The organism is Catalinimonas locisalis (assembly GCF_038039535.1).
Lineage (GTDB): Bacteria > Bacteroidota > Bacteroidia > Cytophagales > Cyclobacteriaceae > Catalinimonas.
Genome location: NZ_JBBPHP010000001.1, coordinates 553,933 through 572,520, shown reverse-complemented (window position 1 = coordinate 572,520; position 18,588 = coordinate 553,933). Strand labels below are relative to the sequence as shown.

Here is an 18,588-nt window from a genome sequence, read left to right as displayed (position 1 = left end):
CTTCTTTACCCTGAAGATTATAAATACAACAACGATTATGGAGCAAACGACCTCAGACCTGGTATTATTTTTCGGGCGGTTTCACCCGCTCATCCTGCATTTACCTATTGGCTTTTTATTAATTGCCTTTGTGCTGGAAATCCTCTCCCGCTTCAAGAGGTTTGAAGCGTATAAACCTGCCGTAGGCTTTGTGCTTTTTCTGGGTGCCATCTCTGCAGTTGTCGCTGCTGCTCTGGGGCTTATGCTGGCCCAGGGTGGAGGCTATGGCGAAGAGTTACTAAGCTTACACCAGTGGCTGGGAATTGCTGCTGCGGTTACGGCTATCGTAGCATTTTTACTCAATTGGCAGGCCAGCAAACAAGCCTCTCCCGGCTTAGACAAGGCTTATGTTTCTGTGCTTTCTGTAATGGTAGTAGTACTCATGGCTGCCGGTCATTATGGAGGTTCACTCACCCACGGCTCCGATTATCTGACCCAATACATGCCTAACCCGCTGCGTGCAGTGGCCGGCTTAGAACCCAAACAGGAAAAGAAAGCTGTAGTCATTACCAATCTCCCTGAAGCACAGGTCTATCATGATATCATTTATCCCATTATAGACGCCCGCTGTGTGTCCTGCCATAATCCCGATAAGAAGAAAGGTGAACTGATGATGCATACTGTAGAAGCTTTGCAGGAAGGTGGGGAGAATGGTGCTATCTTCGTGGCTGGAAATACGGAGGAAAGCGATATGATCAAGCGCATCCTGCTGCCCGAAGATCATGACGATCATATGCCCCCTGAAGGTAAAAGCCAGCTTACTGATGAACAAGTGGAATTGCTGAGCTGGTGGGTAGCCGAAGGGGCTCCTTTTGACAAGAAAGTAGCTCAGGTTAACGTTAGTGATGACGTACAAAAAGTACTCAATACCCTGGTAGACCCCAATGCCAACAAAACCGAAGTGGAGATACTGCTAGCCTCCGAGGTAAAAGCCGCCGAGGAGCAGACCTTAAGTCAGTTGCAGCAGGAAGGTGTACAGGTAATGCCCCTAGCCGCTGAAGTCAACTGGTTGCAGGCACGGATTCCTCTTTCCAAATCAGGAGATTCTCTGATGCAGGCTTTACAACCCGTTGCTGAGCAATTGACCTGGCTGGACATGGGCGACACAAAAACGACTGACCAGGCTCTGACAGCGATACCTAAATTTACCAAGCTTACCCGTCTGCACCTGGAAAACACCCAGGTTACCGATGCAGGACTGCAACATCTGAAAGATATGCCTTATCTGGAATACCTTAACCTCTACGGAACCCAGGTAAGCGATGAGGGCATACAGCAACTGAAGGGATTAAAAAACCTGCGCAAGCTTTATCTATGGCAAACTCAGGCTACCAAAGAAGGCGTAGCGCAACTCCAGCAGGCTTTGCCTCAACTGGAGGTAAACATGGGTATTGAAAACTGGGGAACTGTAGCCGCAGATAGCTCGGTAGCCATGACAGAATAAAATAATGATTAACGAACACTGAAGAATGATTTAATAGAGGGAAGATGTACTTTCCATACTAAATCAAATACCAACCTAAAACTTATGCTCATTATTGATTCTTACCCCCTAGCGGTAGTGATGCTCTTCGTCACTATGCTATGCTGGGGTTCCTGGGCCAATACACAAAAATTAGCTACCAAAAAATGGCCCTTTCAGCTTTTCTATTGGGATTATACCATTGGCACAGTCCTGCTGGCTTTGATTTTTGGACTTACGCTAGGCAATACCGGGGAAGAAGGACGCAGCTTTTTTGAGGATTTATCCCAGGCAAACACTGAGGCCCTGCGATCTGCTTTTATTGGAGGTGTTGTTTTTAACATTGCCAATCTGCTTTTGGTAGCTGCCATTGACCTGGCAGGGATGGCAGTGGCTTTTCCTATCGGTATAGGACTGGCTTTGGTATTGGGTGTAGTGGTCAATTATGTGGCTGTTCCGGTAGGCGATCCGGTTTTGCTCTTTTTGGGCGTGGCGCTGGTGACGGTAGCCATTGTACTGGATGCCCTTGCCTATCGGCAAAAATCCGGAGGAGTAGGCGTTACAACCAAAGGAATAATGATTTCGCTGATCGCCGGTGTACTGATGGGCTTCTTTTTTCGGTTTGTGGCAGCAGCAACCATTCAGAATTTTGCATCACCAGAACCGGGCCTGATGACGCCTTTTAGTTCGGTGTTTGTTTTTTCTATAGGGATATTTCTTTCTAACTTCCTCTGGAATACTATTTTCATGTACCGCCCCATATCGGGAGAAAGAGTGAGCTATCGGCAGTACTTTACGCAAGGCAATACTCGTTTGCACCTGATCGGTATTTTAGGTGGGGTTATCTGGTGCATTGGTATGTCTTTCAGTATGCTGGCCTCCGAACAGGCGGGCTTCGCCATCAGCTATGGGCTTGGGCAGGGCGCTACCATGATCGCTGCCATCTGGGGGGTATTCATCTGGAAAGAATTTGCCGGAACCTCCTCCAAAACCAAACGGCTAATCACCACTATGTTTGTTTTCTTTACCATCGGCCTGGCGCTTATCATCCTCGCAAGGCTGAATTAGTGATTAATGATTGATGACTAATGATGAATGAATTACCTTCGTTCGCCAACCAAATCATTACTCATTTTTTATTAATCATTGTATTATGTCTCGTCTTATACTTTTCAATAAACCTTTCCAGGTACTTTGTCAGTTTTCTCCCGAAGGAGATAAGCAAACCCTAAAAGATTTTATATCCATTTCTGATGTATATCCTGCCGGAAGACTGGATTACGATAGTGAAGGCTTACTGTTGCTTACCGATGCCGGATATCTCCAGCACTTGATCAGTGATCCCAAACATAAAATGAGTAAAACCTATTGGGCGCAGGTAGAACGCATTCCTGATGATCAGACGCTACAGCAACTCTCTGAAGGCGTCATGATGAAGGATGGACTGACCAAACCGGCGCAGGCAAAATTGATTGACGAGCCAGAACTCTGGCCTCGTAACCCTCCGATTCGGGAACGGAAAAATATTCCTACCGCCTGGATAGAACTTAAAATCAGCGAAGGTAAAAACCGGCAGGTACGCCGCATGACGGCTGCGGTAGGTTTTCCCACCCTCAGACTGATTCGTCAGTCAGTAGGACCCTGGTCTTTGCAAAACTTACATCCGGGAGAGTGGGTAGAAGTGCCTTGCCCCAAAAACAAGCAGGAGTTGCAGAAATTGATGAGGAAATAACCTATAAAAGACTATTACGATCTTCATTTTTTAATCACCAATTCTAACTTTCCTTCTTCTATTAATTTATTTAATTCCTCGTAGCTTAAATTGTATTGATCAAAATTACTATCTAAAGGCCTATACACTTCAATATTATTTTCTTTAAGCCAAGCCCATAAATCTGTTGTGTCTGAATGTTGAATTCCGTAGAGCCTTTTCCAGGTTTTTTCTACTTTTTTAAACGCTTTTGTATCTCTATTGATAAAGATGTCCCCTTCTTCAGATTGAAAATAGAAATCCTGCTGGTCTCCATAATGATCCTCTATTTCCATTAAGTAAAGCCCCATGACTATAAACAAAAAGACAGATAGCAGTGACATCCCAAATATTAGAGAAATGATTTTAGCTTTTTTGCCCATTATCTACTTTTAGGAACGCTTTGCGCTTGATTCTTTGATAATCGTAATTTACTAAAGTCTAGAGCAAAGCCGGGGAGGACTGGCTCAGCAGAAAGAGGTTGATCAAAATTCTGATATACATGTACTTCCTGGTCTGGCTGATAAACATATACTGTTTTAGATTCTGGGTCTATTAACCAGGCCAATTGAGCTCTATTCTCAATCCAGCTTTTCATTTTTTCCTGTAAATCATCCAGACGGTCATTCTTTGACTTTAGCTCAATCACAAACTCAGGGCATACGGGGGCAAATTTTTCCTGTTCTTCTTCACTGAGTTTTTGCCACTTTTCCAATGACAACCAGGCTGCATCAGGTGATTTTACGGATTGATCGGGTAAGGTAAACCCGGTGGAGGAATCAAAAGTTATACCTAAGTTATGCTTATCATTCCACTGATAAAGCTGGAAACTTATACCTGCATTGATACTACCTGCGTTTGATCCTGTAGGTGACATGATAATAATTTCTCTTTGGGCATTTCTTTCTATATTCAGATCAGGATTAGCCTGGCAGAAGCTAAAAAATTCGTCATCACTCATTTGCATCTCTTTGCCCTTCAAAATGATTTTATCTAACATATCTAAAATCTTTGTATCCATAAAAATTACGCCTATCTACACTATTAAACAAACGAATATTTGGGCAAAAAGATAAATAAAGCATGTGCAGTGATGTTTGAAAAATAAAGCGCATTATATATCTTCAAAACTTATCCTAACCTAAAGACCATGAAAAAAGTAACCATCACTTGTCTGATACTCCTCTGTGTGCTTACTACCTATGCCCAGAAGAAGCCTAAAATTAACGCCAACAAGAAAGCAGTAATCGCTTCGGTAGAAAGCAAAAAAGACCAGCTTACCGAGCTGAGCGATAAGATATGGGCTTATGAAGAAGTGGCTTTTCAGGAAACCCAATCAGCTAAAGCCTTGGCCGACTTTGCCGAAGCGCAGGGGTTTAAAGTCAGCCGAGGCGTGGCTGACATTCCTACCGCTTTTACCGCCGAATATGGTTCAGGAGAGCCTGTTATCGGTATACTGGGTGAGTTTGATGCGCTGCCCGGTTTATCTCAAAAAACTGTACCCTACAAAGATCCTCGTAACGTAGGCGCTCCCGGCCACGGCTGTGGACATAATTTATTTGGTGTAGCTTCTCTGGGAGCCGCTACTGCCATCAAAGAATTGATTGAAAGCGGAGAACTGGAAGGGACTGTACGTTTTTACGGAACACCTGCCGAGGAGAAGTTCTTTGGCAAACTCTGGATGGTACGTGAAGGGCTGTTTGATGATGTGGATGTCGTTATGGACTGGCATCCGGGTGATGAAACCAAAGCCAATGTACAGAAAGGCTTAGCCCTGGTAGACTTTATCGTTGAGTTTGAAGGCCAGGCTGCCCATGCTTCCGGTGATCCCTGGAACGGGCGAAGTGCTTCTGATGCGCTGGAACTGTACACCACCGGCATCAATTATTATCGCGAACACATTAAGCCTACCGTTAGGATTCACTACCACATACAGGATGGCGGACAGGTGGTAAATGTAGTACCGGATTATGCCAAAATCTGGACCAGAGTACGAGACACCAACCGTGAAGGCATGGAGAAAGTATGGAAACATGTGGAGCGCATTGCAGAGGGCGCATCCATCATGGCCGATGTAGATTATAAAATCAGCCTGGTTTCCGGCGTACACGAGGTACTAGTCAACCGTACCGGCGCTGGTGCTTTGCAGGCAAACCTGGAATCTCTGGGTGCTATAGAATACACCGACGAAGAACAGGATTTTGCCAAAAAAATTCAGGAAGCTACTGAATCTGAAATATTAGGTATTGAATCTGTCATTGAGCCTATGGAAGAGACCTTGGAAAACCCTATGGGCGGCTCTACCGATGTGGGCGATGTGAGCTATGTGGTGCCTACCATTCGCCTCAGCGCCACTACCGCTCCCAAAGGCACGCCCTGGCACTCCTGGGCAGTAGTAGCCTGCGGAGGCATGTCTATCGGGCATAAAGGTATGGAATACGCCGCCAAAGCCCTTTCCATGACCATGGTAGATTTGTTTGAGAAAGAAAAACTCAGAGAAGACATCAAAGCGGAATTCAAAGAGCGTAAAGGAGATTATGAGTACAAAGGTATTGTCCCTGATGGTCCTCCTCCAATTGGAGCGAATTGAGAAAAATAAGTAGAAGAGGAGTTGAAAATTTAACTCCTCTTCTACTTATTTTTAACTCAGTAAATTATTCAATTAGTGATATGAGTGAATTAATTGAACAACTTAATAAAGTCATTGTATCAAGAGACAAGGACAATTCAAAATATTACGAGGAGTTAGTCATTTTAATGGAACAGCTAACTTTTAAGAGTAGTAAAGAAATAATGGCAATGATGGACTATGCACATGAACATTGTTTTTCTGAACTACCAGTATCGGCAAGAAATTTAGCATTAAGGTTAGCTGTACTACAAGAACCTGAAAACGTTTCTTTACTGGAAAGAGCGGCTTCTGATTTAAGTCTTTTTTCACCCGATTGGGATAACGAAGTTAAAAAACTTGATAGGCAAATTAATCTTTTGAAAAAAGATGACTTATAAATATTCCTCTGAAATTTTTTATCTTTAGCCACCTCAGCCCGGCATGAAGCATTCACCTTTTGTTTTATCGTTGTTTCTTTATTAAGTCAGCATTCCTCTTTTTTTGATTTTTTTTCTTCTTTTGAAACTTTCTTAGATAAGAAGGCGTAAATGTAAGTGATTACTCACTTTTATGACAGAGAAGCAAGAACGTATACTGAAAGCAGCTTTAGATTTATTTGCCAGGGAAGGCTACAATGCTACTTCCACCAGCAAAGTAGCTAAAGCAGCCGGTGTATCCGAAGGATTGATCTTCCGGCACTTCGGAAATAAAGAAGGTTTATTGCAGGCGATTTTGTCTCAGGGAGAATCGCGTATTAGAAACCTCTACGCTAATATCGTGATGGAAACTGATCCCAAAGAAGTAATACGCAAAACCATTGAAATTCCTTTTTTAGTCAGTGAATCAGATTATGATTTCTGGAGACTGCAATTTAAACTGAAATGGGAGCTTGAGCATTCCAATCATGAAAAAATGGAACCTCTGCAAGTAACACTTGCTCATGCTTTCAAAAAATTAAATTATGCTTCTCCGGAGCTGGAAGCCGAGCTAATGGTACATTTATTAGATGCTTTAGGAAGTGCTATCCTCAAACAAAACCTTTCCGATAAGCAGCAGATGAAAGATTTCCTTTTACAGAAATATCAGGTTTAAAAAATTTTACTAGAAAATAAGTGATTACTCACTAACAAACAAAATATTATGAATACTAAGAAAGTAGCATTAGTCACCGGAGCCTCTTCAGGCATGGGAAAAGATACCGCCAAGAAATTATTACATGACGGGTTAGTAGTCTACGTGGCAGCCCGAAGACTTGAGAAAATGAAAGATCTGGAGGCACTAGGGGCCATCCTTATCCAGATGGATATCAGTAAAGAAGAAGACATAATAAATGCGGTAACACAAATTAAAAATGAACATGCAGGGGTAGATGTGCTGGTCAATAATGCGGGTTTTGGCAGTTATGGAGCGGTAGAAGATACTTCTATTGACGACGCCCGTTATCAATTTGAGGTAAATATCTTTGGGTTGGCAAGCCTCACACAGAAACTCTTACCCTACATGAGAGAAAAGAAAGCGGGGACGATCATCAATATTTCTTCCATGGGCGGCAAAATGTACACCCCTCTGGGAGCCTGGTATCATGCTACCAAACATGCGCTGGAAGGCTGGTCAGACTGCCTGAGGATTGAGCTGGCTCCCTTCAATATTAATGTGGTTATCATTGAACCAGGCATCATTACTACTGAATTTGGCGATGTGATTACCGGGCCTATGTTGGAAAGGTCAGGAAAAACAGCTTACGCCAAAATGGCACAATCAGTAGCAATAGCGTCAAAAGAATCATACGAAAAGGGAAATGGCTCACCCGGTACTCTAATCGCCGATACCATATCAAAAGCCATAAAATCGCGCAAGCCTAAAACACGCTACGTCAAGGGAAGTATGGCAAAGCCCTTAATCTTTCTTCGCTGGCTGGTCAGCGACCGAATGTTTGACAGGATCATTATGAGTCAGGTCAAATAAACTCAGCAATAAAAAAAGTGCAGTCAAAGGCTGCACTTCTCGCTTTTTAAGTGGGTTTGATATTTTCTTATTTGGTGTTAATGCTTTTTGAGTAACTATAATCATTATTCTTGAGACTTAATCTGTAGTGCTTACCTCTCAACTGAGAAATATCTAAACCGGTAGAAAACACCTCTTGTGCGTCCACCTCGGTTTTATAAATTACCTGCCCGTATCTGTTGTACAACTTGAGAGAAAGCGGAGTCTCCATAGGGTTTTTAAAAACTACCTTAATCACATCTGATTCGGTCCTGATCACTGGTTTAAAATACACACTTTTTTCTTCTTCCTGTATAGTAAATTTCTGAGCGCTAATGCCTTCTATGGTTCTCACCTCCACAGTATATTCACCGCTAGCTACTTGAGAAAAATCATATGCTCTTGCAAAAGACGAACCTTTATGAATCGTTTCTGCATGAAGCAATCGTCCTTTTTCGTCCTTGATCTTCAGGAAAGACTTCTTTCCTTCCATAAGATTATCAACTTTGATATAAGCTTTTTTCTGATTAGCTGAGGAGGCACTGATAGTAACACTAAGTTGTGCGCCTGATTTGTTTGGGTTTTTGGGGTTTGCCATACTGCTGTGGATCATCGCACTCAGCAATAAAGCCACTAATACTAATTTTTTCATGATAGTCTAATTTGGGTTAATGTTGTACCAATACTTAGACACATCTTTTGCCAAACTCAAAAACAGCCAAATTATTGAAAATAAGCAGTTTACACCAAAAACACCTGTACGTTAACGGACAATCCGATGTACACTATTGAAAAGTGCTTACTGAAAAAAATACCTTTGAGAGGCAAAAAAAAGCCAACAGTAAAGAGTACTGTTGGCTCAATAAAAAACTAACTGCAATTTTATTCACTCCGCAGAGAACGCACCGGATTAGCAGAAGCTGCCCTTGCCGACTGCCAGCTTACGGTAAGCCATGCGATAAACAAAGCTGACAAACCAGCTAAAATAAATATTCCCGGCCCGATACTAATACGGAAAGCAAAACCTTCCAGCCACCAGTCCATAATGAAGTAGGCTAGGGGAATGGATAGTACAAAAGCGACGATCACCAGCTTGGTAAAATCTTTGGAGAGAAGAAGGATCACACTGGAAACGGAAGCGCCCATCACTTTGCGAATGCCAATCTCTTTGGTTCGCTGCTCCGCCATAAATGAGGCAAGCCCTAACAGCCCCAGACAAGCTACTAAGATTGCCAGCACTGTAAAAACAGAGAAGACTACACCTAGGCGCTGCTCCGCACGGAACAGGGCATCATAATCTTCATCCAGAAAAGTATACTGAAAGGGTTCGTCTCCGGCATATTGATCCCAACTACTTTCTATCATGTCTAGGGTAGCTCGTACATCACCAGCAGCGATACGTACCGAAATATTTGAACCGCTGGTGGTGAGCATCAAAGCCAAAGGACGAATGGAGTTGCGCAGGCTCTCATAGTTGAAATCTTTGATGACGCCCACCACCTTATAAGGTTGCATTTGCCCATATTCACCGCCAAAGTAAAGTATCTCCTGATTGAGAGCACTTTCAAATCCAAACGCTCTGACAGCGGCTTCATTAAGCAGTATTGCCGCAGTATCGGTAGGAAAATCGTGGGAGAAATTTCGGCCTTCCAACAGCTCAATGCGCATGGTAGGCAGATGCTCATGATCTACATGATAGGTAGAAATAAGAATGTCTTCTTCCGTACCTTTCTTCCTGAAAATAGTGGTATTATTCACTCCGGGAGGCACATTGTTGGAAATGGAGACATCCACTACCTGAGCCTTATTTTTCAGTTCTTCTTTGAGTACCTCCTGGGTACCCTCCGGAAGCCGCCAGGCCCCTTTGATCACGACTACATTCTCCTTCTCAAAGCCCAAATTTTTGTTGCTGGTATACTCCAGTTGCTGATACACCAATAAGGTACAGATGATCAGCGTAATAGAGATAAAAAACTGAAAAACTACCAGTGCATTACGGATTCCGCTACTTTTCATCCCTGCCTTGAGTTTGCCTTTCAGCACTTCTACCGGACGGAAAGAAGAAAGGTAAAAAGCAGGATAACTGCCAGCCACTACTCCTACCAGAAGCATCAGCGCTAACAAACTCAGCATAAACCATGGCTCAAAAAATAAGGCGGTAGAAATCTCTTTTCCTGCCAGATTGTTAAAAGGCCTGAGCAAAAGAATAGCAGCTACCAAAGCCAGCACCGTAGCAATCAGGCTAAGCAGTACCGATTCTGTCAGGAACTGACGTACCAGATTGGAGCGCATGGAACCTAAAGTTTTACGCACTCCCACCTCTTTGGCACGGTTGGCCGAACGAGCTGTAGCCAGGTTCATAAAATTGATACAGGCCAGTAAGATGATAAAGAAAGCGATTGCTGCAAAAATGTAGACATAGGTAATATCGCCATTAGGCTCAATCTCATCACTCAGATTGGAATGCAAATGAATATCCAGTAAAGGCTGTAAAAAATAGCCGTACTTATTTCCCTGCTTCTTAAACTCATCCAGAGAAACACCCATAAACTGCTGTATCTCTGGCCCTACATATTTTTCTACCAGGCCTGCCAGCTTATCTTCCAGAGCTTCTGCTGAAGCACCTTCATTCACCAGCAGATAGGTCATAAAACTATTATTGAACCAGCCTTCAGAACGACTGTATTCCAGGGTGCTCATAGAGCGTAGCATATTGAAGTGAAAGTGCGCATTATCAGGAACGTCTTCCAAGACGCCAGTAATGTTATGGGGTGTTTTGTCATTGCCCAGCAGCAAAGTTTTGCCTAAGGCAGGCTCATTACCAAAATATTTTTGGGCAATGTCCTCGGGAAGCACCAGTGAATTAGGTTCGCTAAGGGCGGTAGCAGGATCACCTTCCATCAGCTTGAAGCTAAACACATCAAAAAAGGTAGAATCTGCAAAGAAGATATCATCTTCAGAAATCACCATCTCTCCATAACGAATCACCTGTTGATCCTGATAAACATAAACTCTAACTGCATTTTCTACTTCCGGCAGTTCGTCTACTGCTGTAAAGGCCAGCGGAGGGGTGGTGTTGGTCGTAAAAATCTCCTGATCGGCAATCTTGCCATTTAGGCCTATACGGTAGATTCTGTCTGCTTTGGTATGAAAAGTATCATAACTCAGCTCATGATAAACGTATAGCAGGATGAGCAAACAGCTGGCAACGCCAATACTCAAGCCCAGAATATTAAGCGCAGTGTATAGTTTATGATTTGCCAGATTACGGAAGGCAATTTTTAAATAGTTTCTGATCATCGTTCAGGCATTTTGGTGGGTAGAAGGATATTCTACTCAGTAGATGCACTTTTGTTGAAAAGGTTGCAGTTAAGTCAATAATTTTTATTCATCATGAAGTAAGAACATGACAATTGCCGCCGATTAATCACGTACCAGCCAGTTATATGTTTACTCACTCCTCAGACTGTCTACCGGATTGGAGGTGGCGGCTTTGATGGATTGATAGACAATGGTAAGGCTGGCAATCACTACAATGATGCCTGCTGCCAGCAGGAAGACCGGCGCTCCCAGATTAATCTGATAGGCAAAATCTGCCAGCCAGCGCTTCATCATCAGGTAGGATACAGGTACTGCCACCAGAAAAGCAATGCCAATCAGCAACATAAATTCTTTGTAGGAAAGTGCCATCACCTGCCATACCGAAGCCCCCAGCACCTTGCGGATGCCGATCTCTTTGGTCTTTTTGCTCATAGAAAGCGTGACTAGCCCAAACAGCCCCAGACAGGAGATGAAGATGCCTAAGGCTGTAGTAATGCTTAGGATGGTACTCAGGCGCTCCTCTGCCCGGTATTGGGCATCTAACTTTTCATCTACAAAGGAGAATTCAAACTGCTGGTTAGGAGCCACTTCTTTCCAAACTTCCCTTAGTTCATCCACCGTCTGTGCCAAATTTTCCGACTGAACTTTTACTGATATCTTAGGGGTGGAATTGTCTTCAAACATCACATTCTCACTGCCTTTGAAAATACCGTAGGGATTCATCACCAGCAGCGCAGGCTCTATGGCAGCGTGCAAAGACTGGTAGTGGAAATCGCTCAGTACACCAACCACCTGATACTCCTGAAAAGGTGGGGGAAGCGTACTACCTACCGCCTCTTTCAGGTTAAATGCCTGGGCAAAAGTCTCATTGATCAATACCCCTGAGCGGGCGTCGGCTCCGCTTTCCACATTAAAATCTCTACCCCGAAGAAGTTGTAAGCCGTAGGTTTTTACAAAATCCTGATCCACAGTATTCATATTGAATTCGCGGTAGGTTCCTTCTTCCGTGGTAAAGCCCACTTCTATCCAACCTGATTGTCCAAAGGTGAAGAAAGAGGTGGTGACTTCTTTGACTTCCGGCAGACGGTCAAGCGCATTCTGGATCAGCTGCTTTCTCCCGAAATTTTCTTCCATATACTGATCCATCGTACTGCCCGACATGCGGCTTTGCATATTTTGAGGAATTACTACGATCTGTTCTTTGTCAAAGCCCAGGTTCTTATTTTGCAGGTAAGTCATTTGCTGCTTCATCACCAAAGTACCAATGATCAGGATTGCCGCCAGTACAAACTGAAAAGCGACCATTCCTTTCCGCAGTGTTTCCCGGCTATAGCCCATATTCAGGCTCCCCCGAAGTATCATCAGTGGCGAGAATCCGGAGAGGATGAGCGCAGGATAAACGCCAGCCAGAAAACCCACCACACCTACCAGACCGAACAAAAACAAAACGTTAGGCAGGCTTATCAGAAAGCTAAGCTCTTTGCCTGCCAACTGATTAAAATAAGGCAATAAAATTATGACCAATAGGATGCCTAAGAGGGTTGAAATAAATGTGATCATAAAGGCTTCGCTCCAGAACTGCGACATCAGCTGGCGACGCATTGCACCTACTACTTTTCTTACGCCTACTTCTTTGGCTCTGCTCAGCGAACGTCCTACCGCCAGGGTAACGAAGTTGATGCAGGCTACTACCAGGATCAGCAAGGCTACTGCTGAAAGGATGTACACGTACTTCCAGTCGCTGACAGCCACTCCACCCTTGGGAAAGTCCGTATTGAGGCGAATATCCGTCAGGGGTTGCAGGCCGACAGTGTATTCTCCCGGCTTATAGTTCTCGCCCAGTACCTGCTTCACCATGGCATCCAGCTTGCCTTCCAGGGTCATAGCATCAGTCTGCTCCTCCAGCAAGGCATAAGTTTCCACACTGACATTGTACCAGCTTGCCCGTCCTCTTTCACCCGTAAAAGCTTTGTTGTTATCGTAAGGAATGAGCATGGTGTACTGCAGACTTACATTGGAAGGCAGATCGGCCACCACCCCACTCACGCTGAACTCCTGAAATTGATCGCCCAGTTTGATGGATAATGTTTTGCCAATAGGATCCGCATCACCAAAATATTTGACAGCATAAGATTCCGTTAACACCAGATCCTGTAGCTTGCTTAGCGATACATCTCCTCTCAGCACCTCATTGTCAAACAGCTGGAAGAAGTGCGGATCAGCGTAAAAGACTTTTTCGTTTTGCGTATCCTCTCCATGCTTTACCAAAGACGAGATGCTGCCCACCCGTACTGTAGCCTGAACTTCTGAAAAACTTGAATCCAGAGCAGGACCTAGCGGCATAGGGGTATGGGTATTGAAAAATATTTCATCAGGACCATAATCTTCCAGTACCCAGGACCGGTAAATCCGGTCGGCATGGGCATAAGAGCGGTCAAAAGAAAGCTCATCCTGTACGTAGAGCCATATCAGGATGCAGAAAGTAAAGCTCACCATCAGTCCGGATATGTTGATGATGGAATATAATTTCTGTTTGATCAGATTTCTATAAGCAACTTTGAAATAATTTTTAAACATGGCATTTGAATTAGCAGGTTGTGAAAACTGTCTTTTGGCAATGAAATAGGGTCTGAAAAAAGTGAGCACATTCATCCAGTAGAGAAGATTGGCCTTTCTGGCACCTTCTTCGCTTACCCATTCCAGGTAGGATTCGTGCAAATCTCCTTCAATCTCCGGGAGTAGGTCGGGGTCACAAAACCAGCGGAGGAACTGTTTTGCACGATGGGGAGGTTGTTGAAGCTGTTCCATCTTGGTCAGGATTAAATATTCTCCCAGGCAATCCGCGGGATACTTTCCCACATACGGTTGCGCATCACCCGGCTTTCTTCCAGTACCTGCTTGCCATAAGCCGTTACGCGAAACAGCCTCTTCGGACGTCCGCCTCTTTCTTCCGTAGCCCCTCCCATGCGGGAGATCAGAAAGCCCTTATCTTCCAGGCGATTGAGGGCCGCATGTACTGTACTGAGCGTCATGCTCCTGCCCGATTGTCTTTCTATCTCATCTTTGATACTCACCCCATAAGCATCGTCATACAGCACGCCCACAGCCAGCATCACAAGTTCCTGAAGTTCACCGAGATTTGTTCCTTTCATATACCTGATAATATCAAATTGTCCTCTTGAAGTTAAGTTACTGCAAAGCAATTACTATTTAATTTTGATATACTGATTAGTTTCGTATATGACGATCAAATACAATACCAATGTTCATAGTGAGCTGGAAAGGGCATTTTCCGGTTTTTATTCTGTCCGCTGGCGGGCAAATGCTGTAAAAAAGCGGACAGCATAAATTGTTTTCTGCTCTTTGGCACCTTAGTCAATACGGTATTGATTTGACTCATAAAAACCTGTCTTCCGGGAGGTATTATGCACTGAAGAAATGCTTATACTCTAGTGAGCGCTATATTTTTCTTTTTTCCAGCCAGTCGTTTACCATCTCTGACCATAAGACCCATCAAAAAGAGATTAGTAACTCCTATCAAAAGTTCGGCAATCTGTAATTGCATGAAAGTAGTGTCTATCCTACCATTCTCAGCTCTTTGGTAAAGCAATACTGCCAGCAAAATTAGTATTCCTCCATTGATCGCTATCCATCGCATACGCCTCATTTTCCTTTGGATTAAAGGGGCTTTGGATTTACCCGCCAGTTTTTTACCACTCAGACCCAATGCTGGCATCAGGAATAGCATTAAGGGTAGCATGTAAAATATGCCAGTTTTCACTTTCATAATAATCACTTCATCCCCAATCAACTCGGCTATTAGGGAAGAGGAAAAAAAGGTAAAAATAAGCGTCATAGCCAGACCAGCTGCAGTAATGTGCATGCTACTAAGTGTTTTCCTTTTCATAATGTAAGTTTTAAATTAATTGATATATCAAATATTATAATGAATTTTTAGTGCTCGGCTTGAAGCATACATAAAGTTAAAAAATTAATTGATATATCAAATAATTTACCCCTGAATTTATCTGAGATTTTCTATTATCCGACGAGACAGTTCATTAAGCAAGCTGATTTCCTCAGCAGAAATATCCACAGTTGCTTTTTTCAACACAGATTCGGCACAATGGATAAGCGGTTTCCTGAGTGCTTTACCAGCTTCAGTGAGATAAATACGCCGGTTGCGCCTGTCATCCTGATCTATCTGGCGCACGATTAAGCCTTTCTTTTCCATTAGCTCCAGCGTCCGCGTGACGCTCGCGTTATCTTTTAGTGTAATCCCGGCAATTTCCAACTGATTGATGCCATCTTTTTCCCATAGGCGATTCAAAATTGACCACTGCTCAGAAGTAACATCATAGCCAGCTGATTTAAAGGTTTGATTCAGGTGTTTTTTAAGAAAGTTAGCCGCTATGTTAATATTATAGCCAATAGAATCATCAAGTGTAAAATTGCTCATACAAGGAATTGTGGTAATCAAGCAGGTAAGTAAAAGATATATCCTTAATTACGAAAAATTATTTTACGACAAAACTCCTTTCCCGGCCTGTTTCCTTAAACATTTATGCTCATTCAATCTACATTTCAGGCAACTCTGAAATGTATAAAGGGAAAACAAAGCATTGCACCTCAAATGTCATTACTCAAATCTCTGAGTTTGGGATTAGTTTCCTTAATGAGGTTGAGTTTCCATTCACGTTTCCAGTTTTTCAATTGCTTCTCACGGGCTATGGCATCGGTGATCTTGTCAAACCATTCGTAGTATAACAGATATTTGCAGCGGTATTTTTTGGTAAAGGCAGAACCTGTTCCCTCCTGATGCTCAGAGGTTCTTCTTCGAATATCATTAGTCACTCCGACATACAATGCCGTTCTGGTCACATTGCTCATCACATATGCATAGCCCCCTCTCATTTTTATTCTATTTTCTCCCCCTAAGTCACCCTGAACTTGTTTCAGGATCTACACTATAAGCATACAATATTTTGCATGAGAAAGTGAATACTAAGTTTGGATGCTGAAACGAGTTCAGCATGACGTTTTGATGTATTACAAACCCATCTCTCCCATAGACGGTGGCACTTGCTCACTAGCCCAGGCTTTGTTGGGTTCATCGCCCATTTCCAAAACCAGTTCACCGCCCTGTATAATCTCTTCGTGGAGCAGATAGCTGCGCTCCAGTGGCTCACCATTTAGCATGGCCGATTGGATGTAGCGATTTTCATTGGAAGTATCATTGGCTTTGATGGTGAAGGTATTAGCATTGCTCATGTTAATGGTGGTCTCTTCAAAAACAGGGCTACCCAACACATAATAGGGCATGCCGGGAGATACCGGATAGAAGCCCATCATGCTACAAACCAGCCAGGCCGACATCTGTCCGGCATCTTCATTTCCACTCAGCCCTCCCGGCTCCGCACTGTACTCTTCCCGGATAATATCACGTACCCACTTTTGCGTCTTCCAGGGCGCACCGGCGTAGGCATAGAGATAGACTGTCTGATGACCGGGCTCGTTACCATGCCAGTAGTAGCGCTTCTCAAAAAGGGTATCCAGCTTTTGAATGAATTTCTCCTTACCTCCCATCAAATCCATCAGTCCGGCTACATCATGAGGTACGTACCACGTATATTGGTAAGGAGAGCCTTCGGTAATGAAGCTGGCACGAGAAGCAAAGGGGTCAAAAGGTTCTATCCAGCTACCATCAGCATAACGCCCCCTCACATAACAGGTGGTAGTATCAAAGACATGCTGGTAGTTTTTTGCTCGCTCACGTAAAGCTTGATAATCTTCCTCCCTGCCTAATTTTTTGGCTACCTGCGAAAGCACAAAATCATCAAAAGCATACTCCAGCGTACGCGACACCTGCTCTTTCTGGTGAAATGAATCCGGCACCGAGTCTTCCAGCGGAATATAGCCGTACTCCAGATAAGACTCCATCGCCCTTCTGCCCTGCCCGTTGAGATAACTTTCTCTGTCGGGATTGGCCTGAAAAGCATTTTTACGCATCAGGGAATAGGCCAGCTCCTGGTCAAAATCGTCTATGCCTTTCATCCAGGCATCACCGATCATGGCGGTCACATGGTCGCCAATCATGGCGGAGGTGTAGCTGTTCCAGGCCGGGAAAATAGGCAGCCATGCCCCTCCCTGCACGCCTTTGTCAATAAGTGAACGAATCATGTCATTGGTTTTCTCCGGATTGAGAATGGTATGCAGAGGATGTAGGGCGCGGAAAGTATCCCACATGGAGAAGTCTGCATAGTAGTCAAAGCCTTCTGCCTGAAAAACATTTTTAGATTCACCGAAAGCTACGTAAGCCCCATCTTCATCACTGAACAGCCGGGGAAGTAGCATCGCATGGTAAAGGGCCGTGTAGAACATACTTTTTTCTTCATCACTGCCTCCACTTACCTGTACTTTGTTGAGTTGCTGGCGCCAGGCATTTTCTGAAGCCTGTCTCACCTGCTCAAAGTCCCAGCCGATGATTTCAGCCTGCATATTTTTCCGGGCCTGATCCAGGCTGGTGTGTGACATGCCTACTCTTACCATCAAAGGCCTCCCTTCGGTAGCAGGCATCTGTACATAGGCGCCCACCGCCTTTCCTTCTCCTTCGGCCCTATCCTGATCCGCCATAATTTCGTCTCCTCTCCACACACCATAGCTTTCCATGGGCTGCTCAAACTGAATGACGAAGTAACCGCTGAAGCCTGCACTTTCTCCCCAGCCCTGATAAATACGATGTACTGGGTTATAACCGACAATCTCATTGTTTTCCGGTATTACTCGCACATAACCTTCCCCCTCATCACTATTGGGTTCTATCACAAGATAGGTAGATTCATCAGTCTGAGGGGTAAAGCGTAGCATGGCCGCCCGGGAAACTGCTGTTACTTCTGCCTGTATCTGGTAATCGGCTAAGTCTACGGAATAGTAAGAAGGCGTAGCTGTTTCTGTATCATGCGAAAAAGAAGATGCTCTTTCGTGAGGCTTTACTTTGAGTTCGCCATTCAATGCCATGATGGTCACACTGCCGTAATCCTGGGTGCAGGAACCGCTCATCCAGCGGCTGCCGCGAAAACCCTGTATGCTATCGTCTTTATAATAATAGGGAGAGAGACATTTTTGCTCACTGGCCTGTGTCTGAGGTGTCCACTGCGCCATGCCGAAGGGAACGCCCACTGCGGGAAAGGTCTGTCCTCTGAGTTCAGAGCCCGCTTCGCTATGGAGCTGCGCACTCTCAGTAGTACTGGCAGCCGTGCCAATCAGCGGATTGACATAACTCAAAGGATCACTGGGTGAATAAGTAGTAGTTTGACTATCAGTAGAACAGGCTGTTGCGAAAACAACAGCCAGCAGGCAAAGTGCAATATTTTTCATAGATTGGATGCGTAACATAAATTTCATCTCGGTAATTTCTCTCAT

General features: G+C 44.1%; 17 protein-coding genes. 7 read left to right on the top strand and 10 right to left on the bottom strand.

Annotated elements, in window-relative coordinates:
- Nucleotides 1–37 precede the first annotated feature (37 nt).
- The 3 genes from WJR50_RS02385 to WJR50_RS02375 all read left to right on the top strand — a co-directional run bounded on the left by WJR50_RS02385 (nt 38) and on the right by WJR50_RS02375 (nt 3,233).
- The gene (locus tag WJR50_RS02385; protein ID WP_341291613.1) at nt 38–1,483 is read left to right on the top strand and encodes a c-type cytochrome domain-containing protein; all 1,446 of its coding nucleotides are present in this window, start codon (nt 38–40) and stop codon (nt 1,481–1,483) included.
- 84 nt (nt 1,484–1,567) lie between these two features.
- A complete protein-coding gene (locus tag WJR50_RS02380; RefSeq protein ID WP_341291612.1) occupies nt 1,568–2,569 on the top strand; it encodes a GRP family sugar transporter in 1,002 nt (333 codons plus the stop codon).
- Between the two features lie 85 nt (nt 2,570–2,654).
- Entirely contained in the window at nt 2,655–3,233 is a 579-nt protein-coding gene (locus WJR50_RS02375) for a pseudouridine synthase (RefSeq protein WP_341291611.1), read from the top strand.
- A 23-nt stretch (nt 3,234–3,256) separates the two neighbouring features.
- Here WJR50_RS02375 and WJR50_RS02370 read toward each other — a convergent pair whose 3' ends face one another.
- Nucleotides 3,257–3,634, bottom strand: coding sequence for a hypothetical protein (locus tag WJR50_RS02370; RefSeq protein WP_341291610.1), 378 nt, complete (start codon nt 3,632–3,634; stop codon nt 3,257–3,259).
- A complete protein-coding gene (locus WJR50_RS02365; RefSeq protein WP_341291609.1) occupies nt 3,634–4,272 on the bottom strand; it encodes a Uma2 family endonuclease in 639 nt (212 codons plus the stop codon). The genes WJR50_RS02370 and WJR50_RS02365 overlap by 1 nt, the downstream gene beginning before the upstream one ends.
- Before the next feature lie 129 nt (nt 4,273–4,401).
- On the opposite strand from WJR50_RS02365, the gene WJR50_RS02360 reads away from it, so the two are divergent.
- The 4 genes from WJR50_RS02360 (at nt 4,402) to WJR50_RS02345 (ending at nt 7,827) form a co-directional block, all read left to right on the top strand.
- A complete protein-coding gene (locus WJR50_RS02360; protein ID WP_341291608.1) occupies nt 4,402–5,841 on the top strand; it encodes an amidohydrolase in 1,440 nt (479 codons plus the stop codon).
- Nucleotides 5,838–6,260: a hypothetical protein gene (locus WJR50_RS02355; RefSeq protein WP_341291607.1), complete on the top strand. Its 423-nt coding sequence runs from the start codon at nt 5,838–5,840 to the stop codon at nt 6,258–6,260. Before WJR50_RS02360 ends, WJR50_RS02355 begins: the two co-directional genes overlap by 4 nt.
- Nucleotides 6,261–6,432: 172 nt before the next feature.
- A complete protein-coding gene (locus WJR50_RS02350) occupies nt 6,433–6,954 on the top strand; it encodes a TetR/AcrR family transcriptional regulator (protein WP_341291606.1) in 522 nt (173 codons plus the stop codon).
- Between the two features lie 48 nt (nt 6,955–7,002).
- A complete protein-coding gene (locus WJR50_RS02345) occupies nt 7,003–7,827 on the top strand; it encodes an oxidoreductase (RefSeq protein WP_341291605.1) in 825 nt (274 codons plus the stop codon).
- A gap of 67 nt (nt 7,828–7,894) precedes the next feature.
- Here WJR50_RS02345 and WJR50_RS02340 read toward each other — a convergent pair whose 3' ends face one another.
- From WJR50_RS02340 to WJR50_RS02305, 8 genes are all read right to left on the bottom strand, one after another.
- Nucleotides 7,895–8,497, bottom strand: a complete 603-nt coding sequence (locus tag WJR50_RS02340; RefSeq protein WP_341291604.1) for a T9SS type A sorting domain-containing protein — start codon at nt 8,495–8,497, stop codon at nt 7,895–7,897.
- Nucleotides 8,498–8,727: 230 nt separating this feature from the next.
- Complete coding sequence (locus tag WJR50_RS02335) at nt 8,728–11,145, bottom strand: ABC transporter permease (protein WP_341291603.1); 2,418 nt, start codon at nt 11,143–11,145, stop codon at nt 8,728–8,730.
- Between the two features lie 150 nt (nt 11,146–11,295).
- On the bottom strand, nt 11,296–13,974 hold the full coding sequence (locus WJR50_RS02330; RefSeq protein WP_341291602.1) for an FtsX-like permease family protein: 2,679 nt from the start codon (nt 13,972–13,974) through the stop codon (nt 11,296–11,298).
- Between the two features lie 11 nt (nt 13,975–13,985).
- Nucleotides 13,986–14,318: a PadR family transcriptional regulator gene (locus tag WJR50_RS02325; RefSeq protein WP_341291601.1), complete on the bottom strand. Its 333-nt coding sequence runs from the start codon at nt 14,316–14,318 to the stop codon at nt 13,986–13,988.
- Nucleotides 14,319–14,608: 290 nt separating this feature from the next.
- A complete protein-coding gene (locus tag WJR50_RS02320) occupies nt 14,609–15,073 on the bottom strand; it encodes a hypothetical protein (RefSeq protein ID WP_341291600.1) in 465 nt (154 codons plus the stop codon).
- A gap of 117 nt (nt 15,074–15,190) precedes the next feature.
- Nucleotides 15,191–15,625 carry a MarR family winged helix-turn-helix transcriptional regulator gene (locus tag WJR50_RS02315; RefSeq protein WP_341291599.1) on the bottom strand — a complete coding sequence of 145 codons (435 nt, stop codon included), beginning with the start codon at nt 15,623–15,625 and terminating at the stop codon, nt 15,191–15,193.
- Between the two features lie 170 nt (nt 15,626–15,795).
- Nucleotides 15,796–16,080, bottom strand: coding sequence for a GIY-YIG nuclease family protein (locus tag WJR50_RS02310; protein WP_341291598.1), 285 nt, complete (start codon nt 16,078–16,080; stop codon nt 15,796–15,798).
- A 135-nt stretch (nt 16,081–16,215) separates the two neighbouring features.
- Complete coding sequence (locus WJR50_RS02305) at nt 16,216–18,543, bottom strand: GH92 family glycosyl hydrolase (RefSeq protein ID WP_341291597.1); 2,328 nt, start codon at nt 18,541–18,543, stop codon at nt 16,216–16,218.
- Between the last annotated feature and the right edge of the window lie 45 nt (nt 18,544–18,588).

Excerpts from the sequence above, each read along its gene's own strand:
- WJR50_RS02380 (WP_341291612.1), top strand. The coding sequence starts at position 1,568 with ATGCTCATTATTGATTCTTACCCCCTAGCGGTAGTGATGCTCTTCGTC.
- WJR50_RS02325 (WP_341291601.1), bottom strand. The coding sequence starts at position 14,318 with ATGAAAGGAACAAATCTCGGTGAACTTCAGGAACTTGTGATGCTGGCT.
- WJR50_RS02385 (WP_341291613.1), top strand. The coding sequence starts at position 38 with ATGGAGCAAACGACCTCAGACCTGGTATTATTTTTCGGGCGGTTTCAC.
- WJR50_RS02340 (WP_341291604.1), bottom strand. The coding sequence starts at position 8,497 with ATGAAAAAATTAGTATTAGTGGCTTTATTGCTGAGTGCGATGATCCAC.
- WJR50_RS02310 (WP_341291598.1), bottom strand. The coding sequence starts at position 16,080 with ATGAGAGGGGGCTATGCATATGTGATGAGCAATGTGACCAGAACGGCA.
- WJR50_RS02365 (WP_341291609.1), bottom strand. The coding sequence starts at position 4,272 with ATGGATACAAAGATTTTAGATATGTTAGATAAAATCATTTTGAAGGGC.
- WJR50_RS02345 (WP_341291605.1), top strand. The coding sequence starts at position 7,003 with ATGAATACTAAGAAAGTAGCATTAGTCACCGGAGCCTCTTCAGGCATG.
- WJR50_RS02315 (WP_341291599.1), bottom strand. The coding sequence starts at position 15,625 with ATGAGCAATTTTACACTTGATGATTCTATTGGCTATAATATTAACATA.
- WJR50_RS02335 (WP_341291603.1), bottom strand. The coding sequence starts at position 11,145 with ATGATCAGAAACTATTTAAAAATTGCCTTCCGTAATCTGGCAAATCAT.
- WJR50_RS02320 (WP_341291600.1), bottom strand. The coding sequence starts at position 15,073 with ATGAAAAGGAAAACACTTAGTAGCATGCACATTACTGCAGCTGGTCTG.
- WJR50_RS02360 (WP_341291608.1), top strand. The coding sequence starts at position 4,402 with ATGAAAAAAGTAACCATCACTTGTCTGATACTCCTCTGTGTGCTTACT.
- WJR50_RS02375 (WP_341291611.1), top strand. The coding sequence starts at position 2,655 with ATGTCTCGTCTTATACTTTTCAATAAACCTTTCCAGGTACTTTGTCAG.
- WJR50_RS02330 (WP_341291602.1), bottom strand. The coding sequence starts at position 13,974 with ATGGAACAGCTTCAACAACCTCCCCATCGTGCAAAACAGTTCCTCCGC.
- WJR50_RS02305 (WP_341291597.1), bottom strand. The coding sequence starts at position 18,543 with ATGAAAAATATTGCACTTTGCCTGCTGGCTGTTGTTTTCGCAACAGCC.
- WJR50_RS02350 (WP_341291606.1), top strand. The coding sequence starts at position 6,433 with ATGACAGAGAAGCAAGAACGTATACTGAAAGCAGCTTTAGATTTATTT.
- WJR50_RS02370 (WP_341291610.1), bottom strand. The coding sequence starts at position 3,634 with ATGGGCAAAAAAGCTAAAATCATTTCTCTAATATTTGGGATGTCACTG.